The organism is Pseudomonas sp. SWRI99 (genome assembly GCF_014270125.1).
In the GTDB taxonomy this organism is placed as follows: domain Bacteria; phylum Pseudomonadota; class Gammaproteobacteria; order Pseudomonadales; family Pseudomonadaceae; genus Aquipseudomonas; species Aquipseudomonas hamedanensis.
This window is the reverse complement of record NZ_JABWQR010000007.1, coordinates 50,531-70,164: the sequence shown is the minus strand read 5'-3', so window position 1 is coordinate 70,164 and position 19,634 is coordinate 50,531. Positions and strand designations below refer to the sequence as shown.

22 protein-coding genes are annotated in these 19,634 nt (G+C 61.7%); 9 read left to right on the top strand and 13 right to left on the bottom strand.

Features of this window, described 5'->3' with window-relative positions; translation table 11 throughout:
• Positions 1–17: 17 nt before the first annotated feature.
• Positions 18–872, top strand: a complete 855-nt coding sequence (locus HU743_RS07825; protein ID WP_186647967.1) for a sulfurtransferase — start codon at positions 18–20, stop codon at positions 870–872.
• Positions 873–1,125: 253 nt separating this feature from the next.
• On the opposite strand, the gene HU743_RS07820 is transcribed toward HU743_RS07825, so the two are convergent.
• The 4 genes from HU743_RS07820 to HU743_RS07805 all read right to left on the bottom strand — a co-directional run bounded on the left by HU743_RS07820 (position 1,126) and on the right by HU743_RS07805 (position 5,768).
• Positions 1,126–2,121 carry a hydrolase gene (locus tag HU743_RS07820; protein WP_186647966.1) on the bottom strand — a complete coding sequence of 332 codons (996 nt, stop codon included), beginning with the start codon at positions 2,119–2,121 and terminating at the stop codon, positions 1,126–1,128.
• A 197-nt stretch (positions 2,122–2,318) separates the two neighbouring features.
• The gene (gene rsmD / locus HU743_RS07815; RefSeq protein ID WP_186620247.1) at positions 2,319–2,933 is read right to left on the bottom strand and encodes a 16S rRNA (guanine(966)-N(2))-methyltransferase RsmD; all 615 of its coding nucleotides are present in this window, start codon (positions 2,931–2,933) and stop codon (positions 2,319–2,321) included.
• Positions 2,933–4,420 carry a pitrilysin family protein gene (locus HU743_RS07810; protein ID WP_186620243.1) on the bottom strand — a complete coding sequence of 496 codons (1,488 nt, stop codon included), beginning with the start codon at positions 4,418–4,420 and terminating at the stop codon, positions 2,933–2,935. The genes rsmD and HU743_RS07810 overlap by 1 nt, the downstream gene beginning before the upstream one ends.
• On the bottom strand, positions 4,413–5,768 hold the full coding sequence (locus HU743_RS07805) for a pitrilysin family protein (protein WP_186551212.1): 1,356 nt from the start codon (positions 5,766–5,768) through the stop codon (positions 4,413–4,415). The genes HU743_RS07810 and HU743_RS07805 overlap by 8 nt, the downstream gene beginning before the upstream one ends.
• A 344-nt stretch (positions 5,769–6,112) precedes the next feature.
• Between HU743_RS07805 and ftsY the strand changes: the two genes are divergently transcribed.
• The 4 genes from ftsY to rpoH all read left to right on the top strand — a co-directional run bounded on the left by ftsY (position 6,113) and on the right by rpoH (position 10,260).
• Positions 6,113–7,600, top strand: a complete 1,488-nt coding sequence (gene ftsY / locus HU743_RS07800; protein WP_186647965.1) for a signal recognition particle-docking protein FtsY — start codon at positions 6,113–6,115, stop codon at positions 7,598–7,600.
• Positions 7,597–8,268 (top strand): cell division ATP-binding protein FtsE, encoded by a 672-nt coding sequence (gene ftsE, locus HU743_RS07795; protein WP_003229148.1) that lies wholly within the window; start codon positions 7,597–7,599, stop codon positions 8,266–8,268. The genes ftsY and ftsE overlap by 4 nt, the downstream gene beginning before the upstream one ends.
• Entirely contained in the window at positions 8,265–9,290 is a 1,026-nt protein-coding gene (gene ftsX / locus HU743_RS07790; protein WP_186647963.1) for a permease-like cell division protein FtsX, read from the top strand. The genes ftsE and ftsX overlap by 4 nt, the downstream gene beginning before the upstream one ends.
• 115 nt (positions 9,291–9,405) lie before the next feature.
• A complete protein-coding gene (gene rpoH / locus HU743_RS07785) occupies positions 9,406–10,260 on the top strand; it encodes an RNA polymerase sigma factor RpoH (RefSeq protein ID WP_186647961.1) in 855 nt (284 codons plus the stop codon).
• 182 nt (positions 10,261–10,442) lie between these two features.
• Here rpoH and mtgA read toward each other — a convergent pair whose 3' ends face one another.
• Positions 10,443–11,165, bottom strand: a complete 723-nt coding sequence (mtgA, locus tag HU743_RS07780; protein WP_186551210.1) for a monofunctional biosynthetic peptidoglycan transglycosylase — start codon at positions 11,163–11,165, stop codon at positions 10,443–10,445.
• A gap of 74 nt (positions 11,166–11,239) precedes the next feature.
• Between mtgA and HU743_RS07775 the strand changes: the two genes are divergently transcribed.
• From HU743_RS07775 to trmB, 4 genes are all read left to right on the top strand, one after another.
• Positions 11,240–11,620: a DUF423 domain-containing protein gene (locus HU743_RS07775; protein ID WP_186647960.1), complete on the top strand. Its 381-nt coding sequence runs from the start codon at positions 11,240–11,242 to the stop codon at positions 11,618–11,620.
• 71 nt (positions 11,621–11,691) lie between these two features.
• Positions 11,692–11,892: a sulfur carrier protein ThiS gene (thiS, locus tag HU743_RS07770; protein WP_186631739.1), complete on the top strand. Its 201-nt coding sequence runs from the start codon at positions 11,692–11,694 to the stop codon at positions 11,890–11,892.
• Between the two features lie 61 nt (positions 11,893–11,953).
• Positions 11,954–12,748, top strand: coding sequence for a thiazole synthase (locus HU743_RS07765; protein WP_007964131.1), 795 nt, complete (start codon positions 11,954–11,956; stop codon positions 12,746–12,748).
• A 9-nt stretch (positions 12,749–12,757) separates the two neighbouring features.
• On the top strand, positions 12,758–13,483 hold the full coding sequence (trmB, locus tag HU743_RS07760) for a tRNA (guanosine(46)-N7)-methyltransferase TrmB (protein WP_024014663.1): 726 nt from the start codon (positions 12,758–12,760) through the stop codon (positions 13,481–13,483).
• Positions 13,484–13,617: 134 nt separating this feature from the next.
• Here trmB and HU743_RS07755 read toward each other — a convergent pair whose 3' ends face one another.
• The 8 genes from HU743_RS07755 to proC form a co-directional block, all read right to left on the bottom strand.
• Positions 13,618–13,941: a DUF3392 domain-containing protein gene (locus HU743_RS07755; RefSeq protein WP_047596593.1), complete on the bottom strand. Its 324-nt coding sequence runs from the start codon at positions 13,939–13,941 to the stop codon at positions 13,618–13,620.
• Between the two features lie 33 nt (positions 13,942–13,974).
• Positions 13,975–15,180: a radical SAM family heme chaperone HemW gene (gene hemW / locus HU743_RS07750; RefSeq protein WP_238351707.1), complete on the bottom strand. Its 1,206-nt coding sequence runs from the start codon at positions 15,178–15,180 to the stop codon at positions 13,975–13,977.
• The gene (gene rdgB, locus HU743_RS07745) at positions 15,177–15,773 is read right to left on the bottom strand and encodes an RdgB/HAM1 family non-canonical purine NTP pyrophosphatase (RefSeq protein ID WP_186647958.1); all 597 of its coding nucleotides are present in this window, start codon (positions 15,771–15,773) and stop codon (positions 15,177–15,179) included. Before rdgB ends, hemW begins: the two co-directional genes overlap by 4 nt.
• Positions 15,770–16,204: a DUF4426 domain-containing protein gene (locus HU743_RS07740; RefSeq protein WP_186647956.1), complete on the bottom strand. Its 435-nt coding sequence runs from the start codon at positions 16,202–16,204 to the stop codon at positions 15,770–15,772. Before HU743_RS07740 ends, rdgB begins: the two co-directional genes overlap by 4 nt.
• 26 nt (positions 16,205–16,230) lie before the next feature.
• A complete protein-coding gene (gene metW / locus HU743_RS07735; protein WP_034153662.1) occupies positions 16,231–16,851 on the bottom strand; it encodes a methionine biosynthesis protein MetW in 621 nt (206 codons plus the stop codon).
• Positions 16,852–16,858: 7 nt separating this feature from the next.
• Positions 16,859–17,998: a homoserine O-acetyltransferase gene (locus HU743_RS07730; protein ID WP_186647955.1), complete on the bottom strand. Its 1,140-nt coding sequence runs from the start codon at positions 17,996–17,998 to the stop codon at positions 16,859–16,861.
• A gap of 204 nt (positions 17,999–18,202) precedes the next feature.
• On the bottom strand, positions 18,203–18,793 hold the full coding sequence (locus HU743_RS07725) for a YggT family protein (RefSeq protein WP_090287149.1): 591 nt from the start codon (positions 18,791–18,793) through the stop codon (positions 18,203–18,205).
• Positions 18,794–18,803: 10 nt separating this feature from the next.
• Positions 18,804–19,622: a pyrroline-5-carboxylate reductase gene (gene proC / locus HU743_RS07720; protein ID WP_186647954.1), complete on the bottom strand. Its 819-nt coding sequence runs from the start codon at positions 19,620–19,622 to the stop codon at positions 18,804–18,806.
• Positions 19,623–19,634: the final 12 nt, after the last annotated feature.

Here is a 19,634-nt window from a genome sequence, read left to right as displayed (position 1 = left end):
CCACCAGGAGCCCCGTTATGCCGATAGCGCAATTGATCAGCCCGCAAGCCCTCGATGCCCGCAAAGAGCAGCCGGGGCTGGTGATTCTCGATTGTCGTTTCGCCCTCGAAGATCCGGACTACGGCCAACGCAGCTACGCCGAAGGGCACATTGCCGGGGCGAGCTTTGCGGACCTGGAGCGTGACCTCAGCGGTAAGGTCGAGAAGGGCGTAACGGGTCGCCATCCATTGCCGGAGCCGGCAGCCTTGATCGAGCGCCTGCAAGCCTGGGGCGTCAGCAATGACAGCGAGGTGGTTTTGTATGACGACGGCCCGGGCGCATATGCCGCGCGGGCGTGGTGGTTGCTGGCGTGGCTGAGCAAGCGTGACGGTGTGTTTATCCTCGATGGCGGGCTCAAGGCCTGGCACGCGGCTGGCCTGCCGCTGAGCCTGGATCCGCCAAGCGTGACGCCGGGCAGTTTCACCGGTCAGCCTGACATGCGCCTGCTGCTCAGCGCCGAACAATTGCAGCAGCGCCTCGGCCAGCCAACGCTGACCCTGCTCGACGCCCGCGCGCTGCCGCGTTTCAAAGGCGAGGTCGAACCGATTGATCCGGTTGCCGGGCATATTCCCGGCGCGCAATGCGCGGCATTCACCGACAACCTTGGCAGCGATGGCCGCTTCTTGCCGGCGGCGCAACTCAAGCAGCGCTTTGCCGTGAAGCTCGGTGAGCGTTCGCCAGCGGACCTGGTTGCCTATTGCGGTTCCGGAGTAACGGCGTGTCACAACCTGTTCGCGCTGTGCCTGGCGGGCTATCCGCTGGGCGCGCTGTACGCCGGGTCGTGGAGCGAGTGGATCAACGAGCCTTCGCGCGGCATCGCCACGGGCGAATAACCACCACAAACCTCCTGTAGGAGTGAGCCTGCTCGCGATAGCGGTTTGTCTGTGAATTCAGCGCTGATTGACACACCACTTTCGCGAGCAAGCCCGCTCCCACATAGTCTTGTGCCACATCGCAAAATCTGATCAAAGCGCAAATCCGCGTGGGAGCGGGCTTGCCCGCGAAGGCGTCGGCACGTCCAGCATGATTGCTGACGGACACACCGCATCGCGAGCAGGCTCACTCCTACAAGAGGTTACTCGGCGCTCACAGACCAGCGGCGGCCAGCCATTGCGGAATACGCCGCTCCAGGTAATAACCGGGCTGACGAATCGAGCCGTCGACGAAACCGACATGCCCGCCACGCGCCTGCAATTCGAACTGCGTACAGTCCGACAGCTCAGCCGCTTGCGGCAGGCTGTGGGGGAACACGAACGGATCGTCCGCGGCCTGAATGATCAGGGTCGGTGTGCGAATCTCGCCGAGGTAGTAGCGGCTTGAAGCGCGGCGGTAGTAATCCTCGGCGTCGGTGAAACCGTGCAGCGGTGCCGTCACCCGGCCGTCGAAGTCCCAGAACGTGCGCATGTTTTCCAGCGAGCCGAGCGCCGCCAGTTTTGCCAGCCCGTCCTCACGCCCGTCATGCTGGAACTGGCGCTGCTTGTTCTTGATGTAGGCGACCATCTCGCGCATGAAGTGCGCCTGATAGACCCGGGAAAATCCCTGGCCGATACGATCGGCACACTGATCGAGGCGGAACGGCACCGACACCGCCACCGCGCCGAGCACGCCACTGTTGCTACCCGTTTCGCCCAGATGTTTGAGCAGTACATTGCCGCCCAGTGAATAGCCAACCGCGTACAGCGGTGCCAGCGGGCGCTTGGCGCGCAGGTGTTGGATAGCTTCGGCAAGGTCTTCGCTGGCGCCTGAGTGGTAGCTGCGCGGCAACAGGTTCGGTTCGCCGGAACAACCGCGCCAGTTCAGCGCGACACTGGCCCAGCCCTGATCGGCCAGTGCCTTTTGAATGCCCGCCACGTAGGGCGAATTGGACGAACCCGTCAGACCGTGCAGCACCAGTACCAGCGGTGCCTCGGCGCTGTGCGGGCCGTGCCAGTCGAGGTCGAGAAAGTCGCCATCCTCTAGCCAGAGTCGCTCGCGCTCGCGTGAGATGTGCACGGTCTTGCGCCACAGCGGCCCCCACAAGGTTTGCAAGTGTGGATTGCCGAGGCCGAAGGCGGGGATAAACCGTTCTGAAGAGGCGGACACGATGGTTCTCGATGCAGCGATGTGATGAGGCCCACAAGGCCGATAGTCAATTTTCGGAATACACAGGCTCATTGTGGCGAGGGAGCTTGCTCCCGCTGGGCTGCGCAGCAGTCCCCTGCTTTTAGTAGAAAAAGAGGGGCCGCTTCGCGACCCGGCGGGAGCAAGCTCCCTCGCCACAGATACTTGCTCGCCTTGGACTAATCGGCGATGTCTGCCGTGCGCTGCCACAGCGCGTAGTAAACCCGCCCCGATTTCTGTTCACGGTGCAGGCGCCAGTTGCCCGGCAGGCCCAGAGTCGAGGGCGCTGTCTCGCTTTCAGTGTAGATCCACGAATCCGCCGCCAGCCACTGACGTTCTTCCAGCAATGTGCAAACCGCTGGCAGCAGGTTCTGGTTGAACGGCGGGTCGAGGAACACCAGATCGAACGGCGTCGCGGTCTGGGTTTCCAGATAGCGCAGCGCGTCGGCGGTCTGTACCTGACCGTTGGTGCAGCGCAGGGTGCCGAGGTGTTCTTTGAGACTGGAGACGGCAATGTTGCTGGCATCGAGCGCCTGGCCCATGGCCGCGCCACGGGACAGCGCTTCGAGAAACAGCGCGCCGCTGCCAGCGAACGGATCGAGGACTTTGGCTCCCTCAACATACGGCGCGAGCCAGTTGAACAGGGTTTCACGCACGCGATCCGGCGTCGGGCGCAGGCCCGGTGCGTCAGGGAAGCTGAGTTTGCGGCTGCGCCACTGGCCGCCAATGATGCGCAGCTGATTCACGCCGTTGTGCACGTTTTGCGCAGGTTTTTTCGCTGGTCGAGTGGCCATTAATGCTCCGGAACCCCGAGCGGTTGCTCGGCAGGTTTGTCAGATGGGGCCGGTAACGGCTCTTGCGGCACGGTCGGGCCGGCGGTAACGATGACCATTTTATCCGTGCTCAGGTGTTTGTTCAGGGCCTCGCGGACTTGTTCCACGGTCAGGCTCTGGGACTGACGCATGAAGTCGTCCAGATAGCTCAGCGGCAGATTATAGAAGCCCATGGCGCCGAGTTGGCCAACGATATCGGCGTTGCTCGCGGTGGACAGCGGGAAACTGCCGGCTAGCTCGCGTTTGGCGTCGTCGAGTTCTTTCTGCGTCGGCCCGCTTTTCAGGTAATCGGCGAGTACGTCCTGCACCAGTTTCAGCGTGCCTTCGCTCATTTGCGCGCGGGTCTGCAGGTTGATCATGAACGGGCCGCGGGCTTGCATCGGGCTGAACGCCGAATACACACCGTAGGCCAGGCCACGTTTCTCGCGCACTTCGCTCATCAGGCGCGTACCGAAACCGCCGCCACCGAGAATCTGGTTGCCCATCGACAGCGCCGCATAATCCGGATCGTCACGGTCGATGCCCAGTTGCGCGAGCATCAGGTTGGTTTGCTTGGACGGGAATTCGATGTGGCTGACGCTGGCCTTCGGTTCCTGCGGCTGAGCGATCGGCGCCAGCGCCGGGCCTTTCGGCAGGGCGGAGGAGACCTGATTGGCGATCGCCTCGGCTTCGGCCCGCGACAGGTCGCCGACCAGAGCGATCACCGCGTTGCCCGCCGCGTAGGCCTTGGCGTGGAACTCGCGTAATTGCGCGAGGCTGATCTTCGGCACGCTCTGCGGGTTGCCGTCGCTCGAATGCGCGTACGGGTGATCGCCATACAAGCGCTTCATCAGCTCCAGGCTGGCCAGTTTGCCGGGGTTCTGTTTCTGGTATTCGAAACCGGCGAGCATCTGGTTCTTGATGCGCGCGAAGGAGTCCGCCGGGAAGGTTGGTTTGCCGACCACTTCGGCGAACAGCTTCAGCGCCGGTTCACGTTTATCGGCGGCACTCAGGCTGCGCAGGGAGGCCAGCGCCATGTCCTTGAACGCACCGTTACCGAAATCGGCACCGAGGCCTTCGAAACCCTGAGCGATGGCGCCGACGTCTTTGCCGGCGATGCCTTCGTTGAGCATGGCGTTGGTCAGCACCGCGAGGCCAGGGGCGTTGCCGTCCTGACTGCTGCCCGCGGCGAAGATCAGGCGCATGTCGAACATCGGCAGCTCATGGGCTTCGACGAACAGCACTTTGGCGCCTTCAGCGGTGTTCCAGGTCTGCACGTCTAGCTTGCGGCTGGCGGGGGCCTTGCCGTCGAGCTCGGCGAGCGATTGCAGTTTCTGGCTGGTTTTGGCGTTATCCAGTGCTTCGCTGGCATGGCTGTCAGCGCTTGGTGACAGGTACACCGCAGCAGAGCCGATCACGGCCACGCCGATCAGGCCGAGCAACAGGCGTGGGGATGTGCGCTTACTCATGAGTCGTCTCCAGTGGCAGGACGTGGGCGACGCTGAGACGTTCGCGGGTGAAATACTTTTTCGCGGCGTTCTGGATGTCTTGCGGAGTCACGCTTTCCAGATCGGCCAGTTCAGTGTCCATCAGCTTCCACGACAGACCGACCGTTTCCAGTTGACCGATAGCGGTGGCCTGGCTGGTGATCGAATCACGCTCGTAGACCAGACCGGCGATGACTTGGGCGCGCACGCGTTCCAGCTCTTCGGCAGACGGCGCGGTGGTTTTCAGCTGCTCGAGCAGTTTCCACAAGCCGGCCTCAGCCTGAGCGAGGGTCTTTTTCTTCTGCGTGTTCGGCGTCGCCGACAAGGTGAACAGGCTGTCGCCACGGGTGTAGGCGTCATAGTCCGACGAGCCGCCGGAGACCAGTTCTTCGCCGCGCTCCAGTTGTGTCGGGATGCGCCCGCTGTAGCCGCCATCGAGCAGGGCGGAGATCAGGCGCAAGGCGTTCACCGAACGCTTGTCTTCGGCAGTGGCAATGCTCGGTACGTTGAAACCGAGCATCAGGCTCGGCAGCTGGGTTTGCACGCGCAGGGTGATCTGGCGCTCGCCGGGCTCGGCCAGTTCCAGCGGCTTTTTCGCCGCCGGGACGTCGCGCTTGGCGACCGGACCGAAATAGCGCTGGGCGAGGGTTTTCACTTCGTCCGGGGTGACGTCACCGACCACCACCAGCGTGGCGTTGTTCGGCGCGTACCAGGATTGGTACCAGTGGCGCAGCTCTTCGACCTTCATGCGTTCCAGATCGGCCATCCAGCCGATGGTCGGCGTGTGGTAGCCGCTGGCCGGGTAGGCCATGGCCTTGTAGCGCTCGTAGGCCTTGGACATCGGCTTGTCATCGGTGCGCAGGCGGCGCTCTTCCTTGATGACTTCGATTTCCTTGGCGAACTCGTCGGCCGGCAGGCGCAGATTGGCCATGCGGTCGGCTTCCAGCTCGAAGGCCACGCCGAGGCGGTCGCGGGCCAGCACTTGGTAATACGCCGTGAAGTCGTCGCTGGTGAACGCGTTCTCTTCGGCACCGAGGTCGCGCAGGATCAGCGAGGCTTCGCCGGGGCCGACTTTTTCGCTGCCCTTGAACATCATGTGTTCGAGCGCGTGGGACAGGCCGGTCTGGCCCGGGGTCTCATAGCTGGAGCCAACCTTGTACCAGATCTGCGAGACAACCACCGGCGCACGATGGTCCTCGCGCACGACAACCTTGAGGCCGTTGTCGAGGGTGAATTCATGGGTCGGTTGCGGGTCGGCCGCCAGGGCCGAAAGGGGCAGGCAGACTGCGCTGAGCAGCAGGCCGGCAGCGCGGCGGGCTAGAGCATTCATTCGTTTTTCAACCTGTTGGGCTGCCCGCTTGGTCTTAGCCTAGGCGGGCGAGGAGGTGCTAGGATACTGATCCGTTTTACCGGCGACCACGTCTATCAGGTTCAGCGACCTGACAAGGCTGAATGGGTTTGCGGCACAAAGCAGCGGTTTGGCAACCAGACGCTGCCTTTTCGCCGATTTTCACCGGTTTAGACCATCGTTAAAACGATCCTTGAGGTGCCTTACGTGCCTCGACAAAATGTTGCCCGTGAACAAGCTGGATGAAACACAGTCTGTTCTGCATCGAATATTTATTTGCCGGGGCGCCCTGTTGGCGCGTCGCTACCGTGAGATAGCCGTCCTCCATGTTTGGTTCCAACGACGACAAGAAGACCCCAGCTGCGGCTGGCGAGAAGAAAAGCCTGTTCGGATGGCTGCGGAAGAAATCGCAGGAAACCGTCGTCGAACAGCCGCCCGCGATTCCTGAGCCGGCTCCGGCGCCAGCACCTGTAATAGAAGAAGAGCCGGCACCGATTGTTCTGCCGATCGCCGAGCCAGTGCTGCAACCGCAGGCAGAAGCCGAGCCTGAAACGCCGGCCGCTGCCAAGTTGCCGCTGACGCCCGCCGCCGAGCCGAGGCCTAATTTGCCGGCGGCGGAAGAACCGGCGGCCTTCGTCGAAGAAGCTGCGCCGCAGATGACGCCAGTGACTCCGGCGCCGGTTACCGAGGTTACCGAGGTTGCTGTGGAGCCTGAGCCTGCACCGGTTGTTGAGCCAGCGCCGGCGATTACCGACCCGAACACGCCGCTTGCCCAGCCGTCCGAGCCTGCACCGATTGCCGCTGCGCCAGTTGTCGCTTCGATCGTGCCGGTCGAAAGCTCTGTAGAAACGCCGGTCGAAACCCCACGCACCGAAGAAACCAAAGCCGGTTTCTTCGCCCGTCTCAAGCAAGGCCTGTCGAAAACCAGCGCCAGCATCGGCGAGGGCATGGCCAGTCTGTTCCTAGGCCGCAAGACCATCGACGATGAACTGCTCGACGACCTCGAAACCCGCCTGCTCACTGCTGACGTAGGCGTCGAAGCCACCACGCAAATCATTCAGCGCCTGACCCAGAAGGTTGCGCGCAAGGAGCTGGCTGACGCCGACGCGCTGTACAAATCCCTGCAGGCCGAGCTGGCAGCAATGCTCAAACCAGTCGAACAGCCGCTGAAAATCGCCTCGCAGAACAAGCCGTTCGTGATTCTGGTGGTTGGCGTCAACGGCGCCGGCAAAACCACCACCATTGGCAAACTGGCGAAGAAACTGCAACTGGAAGGCAAGAAAGTCATGCTGGCCGCCGGCGACACCTTCCGTGCCGCGGCCGTGGAGCAATTGCAGGTCTGGGGCGAGCGCAACAAGATCCCGGTCATCGCTCAGCACACCGGTGCTGACTCCGCGTCGGTGATCTTCGACGCCGTGCAGGCCGCCAAGGCCCGTGGCATCGACGTACTGATCGCTGACACCGCCGGGCGTCTGCACACCAAAGACAACCTGATGGAAGAGCTGAAAAAGGTTCGCCGGGTCATTGGCAAGCTCGACGCCGACGCGCCGCACGAAGTGCTGCTGGTGCTCGACGCCGGTACTGGCCAGAACGCCATCAACCAGGCCAAGCAATTCAACCAGACCGTCGAACTGACCGGGCTGGCGCTGACCAAGCTCGACGGCACCGCCAAGGGTGGGGTGATTTTCGCCCTGGCCAAGCAGTTTGGCCTGCCGATCCGCTACATCGGTGTCGGCGAAGGCATCGACGATTTGCGTACCTTTGAAGCCGAACCCTTTGTCCAGGCACTGTTTGCCGAGCGGGAGCGTTCATGATTCGTTTCGAACAGGTCGGTAAGCGCTACCCGAACGGTCACGTCGGCTTGCATGAGCTGAGCTTTCGAGTCCGTCGTGGCGAGTTCCTGTTTGTCACCGGCCACTCCGGGGCCGGTAAATCCACGCTGTTGCGCCTGTTGCTGGCGATGGAGCGCCCGACCAGCGGCAAACTGCTGCTCGCCGGGCAAGACCTGAGCACCATCAGCAACGCGCAGATCCCGTTTTTGCGCCGGCAAATCGGCGTGGTGTTCCAGAATCACCAGTTGCTGTTTGATCGCACGGTGTTCAATAACGTCGCGTTGCCGCTGCAGATTCTCGGCCTGTCCAAGGCCGAGATCGCCAAACGCGTCGATTCGGCGCTGGAGCGTGTGGCGCTGTCGGATAAAACTGATCTGTACCCGGGCGACCTGTCCACTGGTCAGCAACAGCGCGTCGGCATTGCCCGCGCCATTGTTCACCGCCCGGCCTTGCTGCTGGCGGATGAGCCGACCGGTAACCTCGACCCGCGTCTGGCCGCCGAAATCATGGGCGTGTTCGAAGACATCAACCGTTTGGGTACCAGCGTGCTGATCGCCAGTCACGACCTGGCGCTGATCGCGCGTATGCGCCATCGCATGCTGACCCTGCAACGCGGTCGCTTGATCGGCGACGGGGAGGCCGGGGTATGAGTGCAACACGCAGTCCGAAGGTTTCCGAGCGCGTGGCCCCGAAGGCCGCCGACCCGCAACCGCCGAAAAAGAAAAAACATGACGATGACGACGGTCCGGACTTTGCCACGCTGTTCCGCGCCTGGATTGAAAGCCATCGCGCCAGTCTGCTCGACAGCCTGCGCCGTCTCGGCAAACAGCCGATCGGCAGCTTCTTCACCTGCATGGTGATGGCCGTTGCGTTGAGTCTGCCGATGGGGCTTTCGCTGTTGCTTAACAACGTCGAGCGTCTCGGTGGCTCCTGGCAGCGCGCGGCACAGATTTCGCTGTACCTGCAACTCGACGCCAGCCCGGAGCAGGGCGAGTCGCTGCGTGAGCAGATCAAAGGTATGCCCGGCGTAGCTGATGCCGAATATGTCGGCCGCGATCAAGCGCTGGAAGAGTTCCAGCAGCAGTCCGGCCTGGGCGAAGCCCTGCGTGAGTTGCCTGAGAACCCTTTGCCGGGTGTGGTTTTAGTCACACCGAACGAAGTCGACAAGCCGACACTCGAAGCATTAAGACAAAAACTTTCCGAGCTGCCCAAGGTACAACAGGCGCAACTTGATCTAGTCTGGGTCGAGCGTCTGGCCGCCATCCTCAAGCTGGGCGACCGCTTTGTCTTCGGTCTGACAGTACTTTTGGTGTCTGCATTACTTTTGGTGATAGGCAATACCATTCGTCTTCATATTGAAAACCGCCGCACCGAGATAGAAGTGATTAAACTCGTCGGCGGCACTGACAGTTATGTGCGCCGCCCTTTCCTTTATATGGGCGCGTTGTATGGCTTCGGTGCAGGACTGCTGTCCTGGGGCGTTTTGGCGTTCGGCCTGAACTGGCTGAACGATGCGGTGGTTGGACTGGCCGGCTTGTACGGCAGTGATTTCGCCCTGGCCGGCGTGCCAGCGGCCGACGGTCTGTCGCTCTTGCTTGGCGCGGTGCTGTTGGGTTATATCGGTGCATGGATTGCAGTCGCACGTCATCTCAGGGAGCTGGCGCCGAAGTAGAATCTTTTTTGCGCGTGATTGACCTTGCGGTTTTTATGGGAACTTGTACCTGAGTTCCCGGTCAATTTTTCGCAGTGCCGAGAGGCACGAGTATGTAAGTGGGAGGTTTTTTCGTATGACCAATTCTTTGCAACCTGCGTATGCGTTGGTTCCGGGTGCGAACCTGGAAGCCTACGTGCACACCGTCAACAGCATTCCATTGCTGACGCCGGAGCAGGAGCGTGAACTGACCGAGAGTCTCTACTATGAGCAGGATTTGGGGGCGGCTCGGCAGATGGTGCTCGCCCACCTGCGTTTTGTCGTACACATTGCCCGTAGCTATTCCGGCTACGGTCTGGCTCAGGCTGACCTGATCCAGGAAGGTAACGTCGGTCTGATGAAGGCCGTGAAGCGCTTCAACCCGGAAATGGGTGTGCGTCTGGTGTCGTTCGCCGTGCACTGGATCAAGGCGGAAATTCACGAATTCATCCTGCGCAACTGGCGCATTGTGAAAGTCGCGACCACCAAGGCCCAGCGCAAGCTGTTCTTCAACCTGCGCAGCCAGAAGAAACGTCTGGCATGGCTGAACAACGAGGAAGTCCACCGTGTGGCGGAAAGCCTCGGCGTCGAGCCGCGGGAAGTGCGTGAGATGGAAAGTCGTCTGACCGGCCATGACATGGCCTTCGACCCGGCTGCAGAGGCCGACGATGACAGCGCTTTCCAGTCGCCGGCCAACTATCTGGAAGACCACCGGTACGACCCGGCGCGTCAACTGGAAGATGCCGACTGGAGCGACAACTCCAACACCAACCTGCACGAAGCCCTGGAAGTGCTGGACGAGCGCAGCCGTGACATCCTCTATCAGCGCTGGCTGGCTGAAGAGAAAGCCACGCTGCACGACCTGGCGCAGAAGTACAACGTGTCGGCCGAGCGAATCCGTCAGCTCGAAAAAAGCGCGATGAACAAGCTCAAGTTGTCGATCGCCGCGTAACTGGCGAATCAGTAACAAAAAAACGCCCCGATCAGCGATGATCGGGGCGTTTTGATTTCCGGTTCCACACAAACCCCCCTGTAGGAGTGAGCCTGCTCGCGATAGCGGTGTATCAGGCAACATCTTCGTTACTGACAAACCGCTATCGCGAGCAGGCTCACTCCTATACTGGATGTTCAGTGTTATTCCGACCAAGGCGCCCGCCGCGAATCATTCAACCCCAGCAAATAACTGTCCCCACCCAGCTGACTCATCTGCTGCCGAATCCAGCCCGCCCGACGGGACACATAACCAGTCGGATGACTCGCGCTCCACACCCGCGGATTGGGCAGCACCGCCGCCAGGTAACTCGCCTGCTGGCGCGACAAAGACCTCGCGCTCACGCCAAAGTGATGCCGGGCCGCCGCTTCAGCGCCAAACACGCCGTCATCCCATTCGACGCTGTTCAGGTACACCTCAAGAATTCGCTGCTTGGGCCAGAACACCTCGATCAGCGCGGTGAACCACGCTTCCAGGCCCTTGCGCAGATAGCTGCGGCCAGACCACAGAAACAGGTTTTTCGACACCTGCTGACTCAAGGTGCTGGCGCCGCGAATCGAGCCGCCCAGTTCGTTATGGGCCAGTGCGGCCTGGATCGCGCGCAGATCGAAGCCCCAATGCTCGGGAAATTTCTGGTCCTCGCCGGCTATCACAGCCACCTTGAGGTCGTCGGAGATCTCGTCCCACGGCTTCCAGCTGCGTTGCAGATCGATCGGCTCACCGTCGACCCAGGACTCGATCTTGCGTTCGACCATCAACGCCGTTCCCGGCGGTGGCACAAAGCGAAACACCAACACCAGCAAGACACTGCCACCGGCGAACCAGAGCAGGGCCTTTGTGAGACGACGGAAAATTGAACGCAGCATAGAGATGGCTTGGCCGAACCCGTGGAGCGGGCCATTATACAGACCCTGCCGAACGCGTCTGACTGGAGTTCCCCATGCTGCGTGGCTTTTTGATGCTGGCCGCTTTTTTCGGCTTTACCGGTGTGGCGCTGGGCGCCTTTGCCGCCCATGGCCTTAAAAACCGTCTGACCCCGGAGTACCTGGCGATTTTTCACACCGGCGTCACCTACCAACTGGTGCACACCTTGGCATTGTTCGGCGTGGCATTGCTGGCCACGCAGATTCAAGGCCGGCTGGTCACTTGGGCCGGCGTTTCCTTCGCCGTTGGTATTCTACTGTTCTCGGGCAGCCTGTATCTGCTGACCATGACCGGCATCAGCAAGCTCGGCATCATCACCCCGTTCGGCGGCCTCGCGTTTCTCACCGGTTGGGTTTGCCTCGGCCTCGCCGCCTGGCGCTTGCAGCTAATCGCTTGACGCTTGGTACTGACCTTTAGGTCATGATCGGGCTAGAATGCCAGCCCCTAAAAATGATGGCGGCGTTGTGCATGCGCATTCAGTTGAACGGTGAGCCCTTTGAATTGCCCGACGGTGAAACCGTTGCGGGCCTGATCACCCGTCTGGAACTGACCGGACGCCGGGTGGCGGTCGAGCTCAATCTGGACATCGTCCCGCGCAGCCAGCATGCCGATACCCCATTGAACGACGGCGATAATGTCGAAGTCGTCCACGCCATCGGCGGCGGCTGATCGCCCTCGGCCCGCAAGGGCAAGCATTCTGCAAGACCCTCACCCTTGAAGAGGATTCCCCATGAGCATCGTTCGTAGCGACAAGCCTTTTGTGCTGGCCGGTCGTACTTACCAGTCGCGTTTGCTGGTCGGTACCGGCAAGTACCGTGACATGGAAGAAACTCGCCAGGCCATCGAAGCCTCGGGCGCCGAGATCGTCACCTTCGCCGTGCGCCGCACCAACCTGGGCCAGATCGAAGGCGAGCCGAACCTGCTCGAAGTGCTGTCGCCGGATCGCTACACCTTCCTGCCGAACACCGCCGGTTGCTACGACGCCATCGAAGCGGTGCGCACCTGCCGCCTCGCTCGTGAGCTGCTCGATGGCCACAACCTGGTGAAGCTGGAAGTGCTGGCCGACCAGAAAACCCTGTTCCCCAACGTGATCGAAACCCTCAAGGCCGCCGAAACGCTGGTCAAGGAAGGCTTCGACGTGATGGTCTACACCAGCGATGACCCGATCATCGCCCGGCAACTGGCGGAAATCGGCTGCATCGCCGTGATGCCGCTGGCCGGTCTGATCGGTTCCGGTCTGGGCATCTGCAATCCGTACAACCTGCAGATCATCCTTGAAGAAGCGAAGATCCCGGTGCTGGTCGATGCCGGCGTCGGCACCGCTTCCGACGCGACCATCGCCATGGAACTGGGTTGCGACGCCGTACTGATGAACTCGGCCATCGCCCACGCCCAGCAGCCGGTGATGATGGCCCAAGCCATGCAGCACGCTATCGTCGCGGGCCGTCTGGCTTACCTCGCCGGCCGCATGCCGAAAAAACTCTATGCCAGCGCCTCTTCGCCGCTGGATGGTCTGATCAAGTAAGAGCCATTGATGACTGAATCGAACGACACGCCTGTCCAGCCGGACGAAGGCGACGAGCGCCAACACCGCCGCATCAAGAGTTTCGTGATGCGCGCCGGGCGCATGACCGAAGGCCAGCAACGCGGCCTGGATCAGGGCGCGCCGCTGTACGTGCTGCCGCTGGCCGATGCGCCGGTCGATTACGACCAGGTGTTCGGCCGCTCGGCACCGCGCTCGCTGGAAATCGGTTTCGGCATGGGCCACTCGCTGCTGGAAATGGCCGCGGCGGCGCCGGAACAGGATTTCATCGGCGTTGAAGTACACCGTCCGGGTGTCGGCGCCCTGCTCAATGGCGTACTGACGCAAGGTCTGACCAATCTGCGGGTTTACGATTGCGATGCGATCGAAGTGCTCAACCGCTGCATCGCCGACAACAGCCTCGACCGCCTGATGCTGTTCTTCCCCGATCCGTGGCACAAGAGCCGCCACCACAAGCGCCGTATCGTCCAGGCTTCGTTTGCCGAACTGGTGCGCAGCAAGTTGAAGGTCGGCGGTATTTTGCACATGGCCACCGACTGGGAACCGTACGCCGAATACATGCTGGAAGTGATGAACGTCGCCCCGGGCTACCGCAACCTCGCCGAAGACGGCAAGTGCGTGCCGCGCCCGGCCGAACGCCCGATCACCAAGTTCGAACGCCGCGGCGAACGTCTTGGCCATGGCGTGTGGGATCTGAAGTTCGAAAAGATCGCTTAAGCATCACGCAATGATCGTTCCCACGCTCTGCGTGGGAATGCAGCCCGGGACGCTCCGCGTCCCAAAGCGGACGCAGAGCGTCCATTGAGGCATTCCCACGCGGAGCATGGGAACGATCACAAGCGGCTGACAGATCAACGGCGATCCGCGACGACGCCGATCAACACCAGCACCACCAGCAACACCGGCGCCAGGCTGTAGTTGTTGAACTGGCTCAAACCCCTCACTACCCACGGCGTGGCATAGATCAGCGCGGCGCCGCTGCCTATCACACACAGCAGGGCCATCAGTGGCACGCGCAAGGCGCCGGCGATGCTGCCCAGGCGTTGCTCGACCCAGCCTTTGAAATCGGCGCCAAACAGCACCAGCAGGCAACCGACCAGCGCCAGAGCGATTTCCGAGAGGTTGCTGCGGCTCCAGCGGGAGACAGTGGCGAGCAGGTCGAGTATCAAATCCATGGGTTTTCCTTGGGCTGCCGTTCGGGGTTGGGCTCAGTTCAGAAATTGTTGCAGCAAATCGTTGAGGAACAGCTGGCCGCGTTCGGTGGCCGCCAGACGTGACGGTTCGACCTGCAACAGACCGCTTTGTTCGGCCTCGCGCCGGCCTTCGGCAAGCGTGTCCAGAGACAGACCGGTACGCTCGCTGTACAGGCGCGAGTCCACCCCGGCGGTCAGGCGCAGGGCATTCATCAGGAATTCGAACGGCATTTCCTCATTGGTCAGCGATTTCTCGCCGGCCTGAAAGCTCTTCGCCGGATTCAGATAGTCCTTCGGCAGACGGGTCTTCCAGGTCCGCACAATGCGCCCGTCCGGATGACTCAGCTTGCCATGCGCACCGGCGCCGATGCCGATGAAATCGCCGAAGCTCCAGTAATTGAGGTTATGCCGCGCCGGCCGCCCGGCTTGGGCATAGGCCGACACTTCGTATTGCGCGTAACCGTGCTCGGCCAGCAGCGCCTGCCCGGCCTCCTGAATGTCCCACAGCGTGTCGTCTTCCGGCAGCACCGGCGGCTGATTCCAGAACACCGTGTTCGGCTCCAGCGTCAGCTGATACCACGAGATATGCGTCGGATTCAGCGCGATGGCCTGACGCAGGTCGCTCAAGGCGTCGTCCAGCGACTGATCGGGCAAACCGTGCATCAAGTCGAGATTGAAGTTGTCGAACCCGGCCTGCCGAGCCATGCCGGCAGCGCGCACGGCTTCGTCGCCGTTGTGAATTCGGCCCAGTGCCTCAAGCTTTTCCTGCTGGAAACTCTGGATGCCGATCGACAGGCGATTGATGCCCAACTGACGGTACGCCACGAACTTCGCTTGTTCGAAGGTGCCCGGGTTGGCCTCAAGGGTGATTTCGATATCGCTGGCGAACGGGATGCGCTGCTCGACACCCTTCAGCAAGCGTCCAAGCGCCTCGGCACTGAACAGACTCGGCGTGCCACCACCGAAGAAAATCGAGCTGATTTCACGGCCGTAAACAGCGTGCAGATCCTGATCGAGATCGGCCAGCAACGCGTCGACGTATTCCTGCTCCGGCAGCACGGGGCTGGCGGTGTGCGAGTTGAAGTCACAATAAGGGCATTTGCGCACACACCACGGGATGTGGATGTACAGCGCCAGAGGCGGCAAGGTTGGCAGCGGCGCCCGAGGCGAAGACGCGGCGCCGCCGAAGATCAGCGGCGACGCGGAAGAATCAGTGGTCATTTCAGGCCCAGACGCTGGCGCAGCAGATCCATTGCACGGGCGCGGTGGCTGATCTGGTTCTTGTCGGCCGGGCTCAACTCGGCACTGGAGCAGTCGCGCTCCGGCACCCAGAACAACGGGTCATAACCGAAGCCGTGTTCGCCGCTGGCAGCGGTGAGGATGCGCCCGTGCCACAGACCTTCGCAGAGGATCGGCAGCGGATCGTCGGCATGCCGCACCAGCGCCAATACGCAAACGAATTGCGCGCCACGCTCGGCTTGCGGCACGTCTTTCAGCGCCTCGAGCAGTTTGGCGTTGTTCGCTGCATCGCCCTGGCCGTCGGCATAACGCGCCGAATAAATACCCGGTGCGCCGCCGAGAAAATCCACCGCCAGCCCGGAATCGTCGGCCAGTGCCGGCAAACCGGAAATGCGCGCGGCGTTGCGTGCCTTGAGAATTGCGTTCTCGACGAACGACAGACCGGTTTCTTCAGGCTCGACCTTGCTCCACTCGCCAATCGAACGCAGTTGCACCGATTCGCCGAGCATGGCCTGGAGTTCTTTGAGTTTGCCGGCGTTATGGCTGGCCAGTACGAGCTGCTTGATGTTCATCATTCGCCGGGAAAGAGTTCTTGGTTGAAGTGGATAGTGTGGATCTTGTCGCCGTTCTGCACCTTGATTTCAAAGGTGCGGGTTTCCTGCTGGGGCACCGGGTACTGGGCGATGTAGTAGATCGCGCCCTGCTCGGTGACCTGGCGAAAACTCAGCGGCACGCTTTGGCTGGTCAGGTCTTTGACCGTGCCGGTGACGCTGGCGATCAGCGGTTTGCCGTGCTTCATCACTGAAACGTTGATCACGCCCTGGTTCTTGCTGCGGATCAGCTCGGCAGCCTTGGCGATGTCTGGTTGCAGAAACGTCGAGTTGAAGGTGTTGTAGTGCACCGTGACGTCGCCGAAGGTTTCCTTGCGTTCACCCTTGATGACGTCCGCCGCGATGGCGCCAGCGCTCAGGCAGGCGGTGAGTAACAACAACGCTAGACGACTCATGTTCGTGCTCCTCGAAATGGCTCGGCTCAGACCGCGACCTTGTGGTCCGCCAGTTGCGGACTGCTGACGCGGTAGATACCGATTTCACCTAACAGATTAGGCCATAGCTTACTGGCCCACCCGTGGCGGTGCTGTTGATCCACGGCAAGCCGATCAATGACCTTCGCATCACGTTCGCGGCACAGTTCTTCGAAATCCTCGAACGTACAGAAGTGGATGTTCGGCGTGTTGTACCAGGTGTAAGGGAGGAACTCCGACACTGGCATGCGGCCCTTGCTTGCCAGATACCAGCGGCAGCGCCAGTGGCCGAAGTTCGGGAAAGTGATGATGCACTGGCGGCCGACGCGAAGCATTTCGTCGAGGATCTTGTCCGGGTAATGCACGGCTTGCAGGGCCTGGGTCATGACGACGATGTCGAAACTGTTGCTGGCGAAGTTGCCCAGCCCTTTGTCCAGGTCCTGCTCAATGACGTTGATGCCCTTGGCCACGCACTCGGCGATGTTCTCGGCGTCGTTTTCCAGGCCATAACCGGTGACGTTCTTGTTGTCGCGCAGCCAGGTCAGCAGTTCACCGTCACCGCAACCGAGGTCGAGGACGCGGCTGCCGGCGGGGATCCATTCCTGGATGATTTCCAGATCAGCTCTCATGGCTTTCTCACAACGAAATGCGGTTCATGTAATTGCCGAACGCCTGCAAATAACGCGGGATCGGAATCAGGAAGGCGTCGTGGCCCTGCGGCGCGTCGATTTCCAGGTAGCTGACGTCCTTGCGCGCGGCCATCAGCGCGTCCACCAATTCCCGCGAACGGGCCGGGGAGAAGCGCCAGTCAGTGGTGAATGACATCACGCAGAATTTCGCCGTGGCGTTTTCGAAGGTTTTTGCCAGATCATCGTCGAAGTTCGCCGCCGGATCGAAGTAGTCCAGCGCCTTGGTCATCAGCAAGTAGGTATTGGCATCGAAACGACCGGAGAACTCCTCGCCCTGATAGCGAAGGTAGCTTTCGACCTGGAACTCGACACTGTGGAAGTCGTAGTTGAGCTTTTCGCTTTTCAGGCCACGGCCGAATTTCTCGCCCATGGAGTCATCGGACAGATAGGTGATGTGCCCGACCATGCGCGCCAGCATCAGGCCGCGCTTGGGGATCACGCCCGCTTCCTGGAACGAACCGCCATGGAATTCCGGGTCGGTGAGGATCGCCTGACGCGCGACTTCGTTGAAGGCGATGTTCTGTGCCGACAGCTTCGGCGCCGAAGCGATGGCCAGGCAGTGACGCACGCGATCCGGGTAGGTGATGGTCCATTGCAGCGCCTGCATGCCGCCGAGGCTGCCGCCGATGACCGCCGCCCACTGGCCAATGCCGAGCAAGTCAGCGAGACGCGCCTGGCTGTGCACCCAGTCTTCCACGGTGAGCACCGGGAAGTCTGCGCCGAACGGCTTGCCGGTCTCCGGGTTGACGCTGCTCGGGCCGGTGGAGCCGTTGCAGCCGCCGAGGTTGTTCAGGCTGACCACGAAGAACTTGTTGGTGTCGATCGGCTTGCCCGGGCCGATGCAGCTGTCCCACCAGCCGGGCTTGCGGTCGTCGACGCTGTGATAACCGGCGGCGTGATGATGGCCGGACAGGGCGTGGCAGATCAGCACGGCGTTGCTCGCCTGCGCATTGAGCGTGCCGTAGGTTTCGTAGATCAGGTCATAGGCGGCCAGCGAACGACCACAGGCCAGCGCCAGCGGTTCGCTGAAATGCGCGGTTTGCGGCGTTACCAGACCAACAGAATCGGGGGGGAAGGCAGTTGGCATCGACCCTGCTCTCGTTGAAATGAGGCGTAAGTCTAAAGACCGGGGGGGTTAGCGGCAAGCAACGATCAGGCTGGCGTGTTCGCTCTGGACCGAGGTGCGGCCATTCGCGAGCAGGCTCGCTCCCACAGTCGAAATGCAATCCCCTGTGGGAGCGAGCCTGCTCGCGAAAAAGGCGACTCGGTGAATCAGACCGAGCGCACCACCTCACATCAGCAGACGCAGGATCTCCGGCATCATCGTCATCGCCGCCAGATTGTTGATGACCAGCATGTCGATCAATTTCAGCGCGAGGAAAGCGAAGATCGGCGAAAGGTCCAGGCCGCCCAGGTTCGGCAGGAAGCGGCGGAACGGCGCCAGTGCCGGTTCGCAGATCTGGTTGACCAGTTCGGCACCCGGATTGTGGCTGCCCGGTGCGACCCACGACAGGATCACGCTGATGATCAGGGCGAAGAAGAAAATCTTCAGGAACAGCGCGGTGACGCCGATCAGCGACCAGATCAACAGTTGCAGCGGATTGCCGGTGGTGCCGTAGGTCAGCAACAGGGTGAGCGCCATCAGCAGCAGTTGCACCAGGATCGCCAGCACCAGCGACGACATGTCGAGGCCGAACAGGCTCGGGATGATCCGGCGCAGAGGCTTGAGCAGCGGCTGGGTGGCTTTGACGATGAACTGGCACAGCGGGTTATAGAAATTCGCCCGCACCAGTTGCAGGACGAAGCGCAGCAGTACGATCAGCAGGTACAGGCTGCCGAGGGTTTGCAGCACGTAAACCGCTGCGGTGTTCAATCCGATCATGAAAGGCTCCTTATTTGCCCAGTTGTTCGGCCATTTCGGCCGAGCGGTGCGCGGCGGCGCCGAGTGCGGTTTCGACCAGCGCTTCGAAGCCGCCAGCCTGGAATGATTTGATCGCCGCTTCCGTCGTGCCGTTCGGCGAGGTCACGCGGCGGCGCAGTTCGGCGGCGTCAACGTCGCTGGACACCGCCATGTGCGCGGCGCCCAGCGCGGTTTGCGCGGTCAGCTGTTCAGCGATTGCCTTGGGCAGGCCGAGTTTCACGCCGGCAGCGGTCATGGCTTCGATCAGCAGGAAGAAGTACGCCGGGCCAGAGCCTGAGACCGCCGTGACTGCGTCGAGTTGCTGCTCTTCTTCCAGCCACAGGGCGATGCCAACGGCGGACAGTAGCTCTTCGGCTTGCTGACGCTGCTCGGCGGTTACCTCGTCGGTGGCGTACAAGCCGCTGACGCCCTGACGCAGCAGTGCCGGGGTATTGGGCATGCAGCGCACGATCGGCTGCTCGCCGAGCCACGCGGTCATGCTCGCACAGGTGATGCCGGCGGCAATCGACACCACCAGTTGATGCGGCTTCAGGCCCGGGCGGAGCGCCTCGCACACGGCTTTCATCGCCTGTGGCTTGACCGCCAGCACGATGACATCGACGCCGTCGATGGCCTGGGCGTTCTCGGCAAAGGTTTCGATGCCGTGTTCGGCGCTGACTTTGGCGCGGGTTTCTTCGCCCGGATCGCTGGCGCGGATCTGCGCCGCTTCCAGACCCTTGGCGCGCAAGCCGCCAATCAGACTGGCCGCCATGTTGCCCGCACCGATAAACGCAATACGTGTGTTGCTCATGTGTGGTCCTTA

What these genes read in the sequence shown, in the direction of transcription:
- HU743_RS07825 (WP_186647967.1), top strand. Translation starts at nt 18, where the DNA reads ATGCCGATAGCGCAATTGATCAGCCCGCAAGCCCTCGATGCCCGCAAA.
- rsmD (WP_186620247.1), bottom strand. Translation starts at nt 2,933, where the DNA reads ATGGCCACTCGACCAGCGAAAAAACCTGCGCAAAACGTGCACAACGGC.
- HU743_RS07810 (WP_186620243.1), bottom strand. Translation starts at nt 4,420, where the DNA reads ATGAGTAAGCGCACATCCCCACGCCTGTTGCTCGGCCTGATCGGCGTG.
- HU743_RS07805 (WP_186551212.1), bottom strand. Translation starts at nt 5,768, where the DNA reads ATGAATGCTCTAGCCCGCCGCGCTGCCGGCCTGCTGCTCAGCGCAGTC.
- ftsY (WP_186647965.1), top strand. Translation starts at nt 6,113, where the DNA reads ATGTTTGGTTCCAACGACGACAAGAAGACCCCAGCTGCGGCTGGCGAG.
- ftsE (WP_003229148.1), top strand. Translation starts at nt 7,597, where the DNA reads ATGATTCGTTTCGAACAGGTCGGTAAGCGCTACCCGAACGGTCACGTC.
- ftsX (WP_186647963.1), top strand. Translation starts at nt 8,265, where the DNA reads ATGAGTGCAACACGCAGTCCGAAGGTTTCCGAGCGCGTGGCCCCGAAG.
- rpoH (WP_186647961.1), top strand. Translation starts at nt 9,406, where the DNA reads ATGACCAATTCTTTGCAACCTGCGTATGCGTTGGTTCCGGGTGCGAAC.
- mtgA (WP_186551210.1), bottom strand. Translation starts at nt 11,165, where the DNA reads ATGCTGCGTTCAATTTTCCGTCGTCTCACAAAGGCCCTGCTCTGGTTC.
- HU743_RS07775 (WP_186647960.1), top strand. Translation starts at nt 11,240, where the DNA reads ATGCTGCGTGGCTTTTTGATGCTGGCCGCTTTTTTCGGCTTTACCGGT.
- thiS (WP_186631739.1), top strand. Translation starts at nt 11,692, where the DNA reads ATGCGCATTCAGTTGAACGGTGAGCCCTTTGAATTGCCCGACGGTGAA.
- HU743_RS07765 (WP_007964131.1), top strand. Translation starts at nt 11,954, where the DNA reads ATGAGCATCGTTCGTAGCGACAAGCCTTTTGTGCTGGCCGGTCGTACT.
- trmB (WP_024014663.1), top strand. Translation starts at nt 12,758, where the DNA reads ATGACTGAATCGAACGACACGCCTGTCCAGCCGGACGAAGGCGACGAG.
- HU743_RS07755 (WP_047596593.1), bottom strand. Translation starts at nt 13,941, where the DNA reads ATGGATTTGATACTCGACCTGCTCGCCACTGTCTCCCGCTGGAGCCGC.
- hemW (WP_238351707.1), bottom strand. Translation starts at nt 15,180, where the DNA reads ATGACCACTGATTCTTCCGCGTCGCCGCTGATCTTCGGCGGCGCCGCG.
- rdgB (WP_186647958.1), bottom strand. Translation starts at nt 15,773, where the DNA reads ATGATGAACATCAAGCAGCTCGTACTGGCCAGCCATAACGCCGGCAAA.
- HU743_RS07740 (WP_186647956.1), bottom strand. Translation starts at nt 16,204, where the DNA reads ATGAGTCGTCTAGCGTTGTTGTTACTCACCGCCTGCCTGAGCGCTGGC.
- metW (WP_034153662.1), bottom strand. Translation starts at nt 16,851, where the DNA reads ATGAGAGCTGATCTGGAAATCATCCAGGAATGGATCCCCGCCGGCAGC.
- HU743_RS07730 (WP_186647955.1), bottom strand. Translation starts at nt 17,998, where the DNA reads ATGCCAACTGCCTTCCCCCCCGATTCTGTTGGTCTGGTAACGCCGCAA.
- HU743_RS07725 (WP_090287149.1), bottom strand. Translation starts at nt 18,793, where the DNA reads ATGATCGGATTGAACACCGCAGCGGTTTACGTGCTGCAAACCCTCGGC.
- proC (WP_186647954.1), bottom strand. Translation starts at nt 19,622, where the DNA reads ATGAGCAACACACGTATTGCGTTTATCGGTGCGGGCAACATGGCGGCC.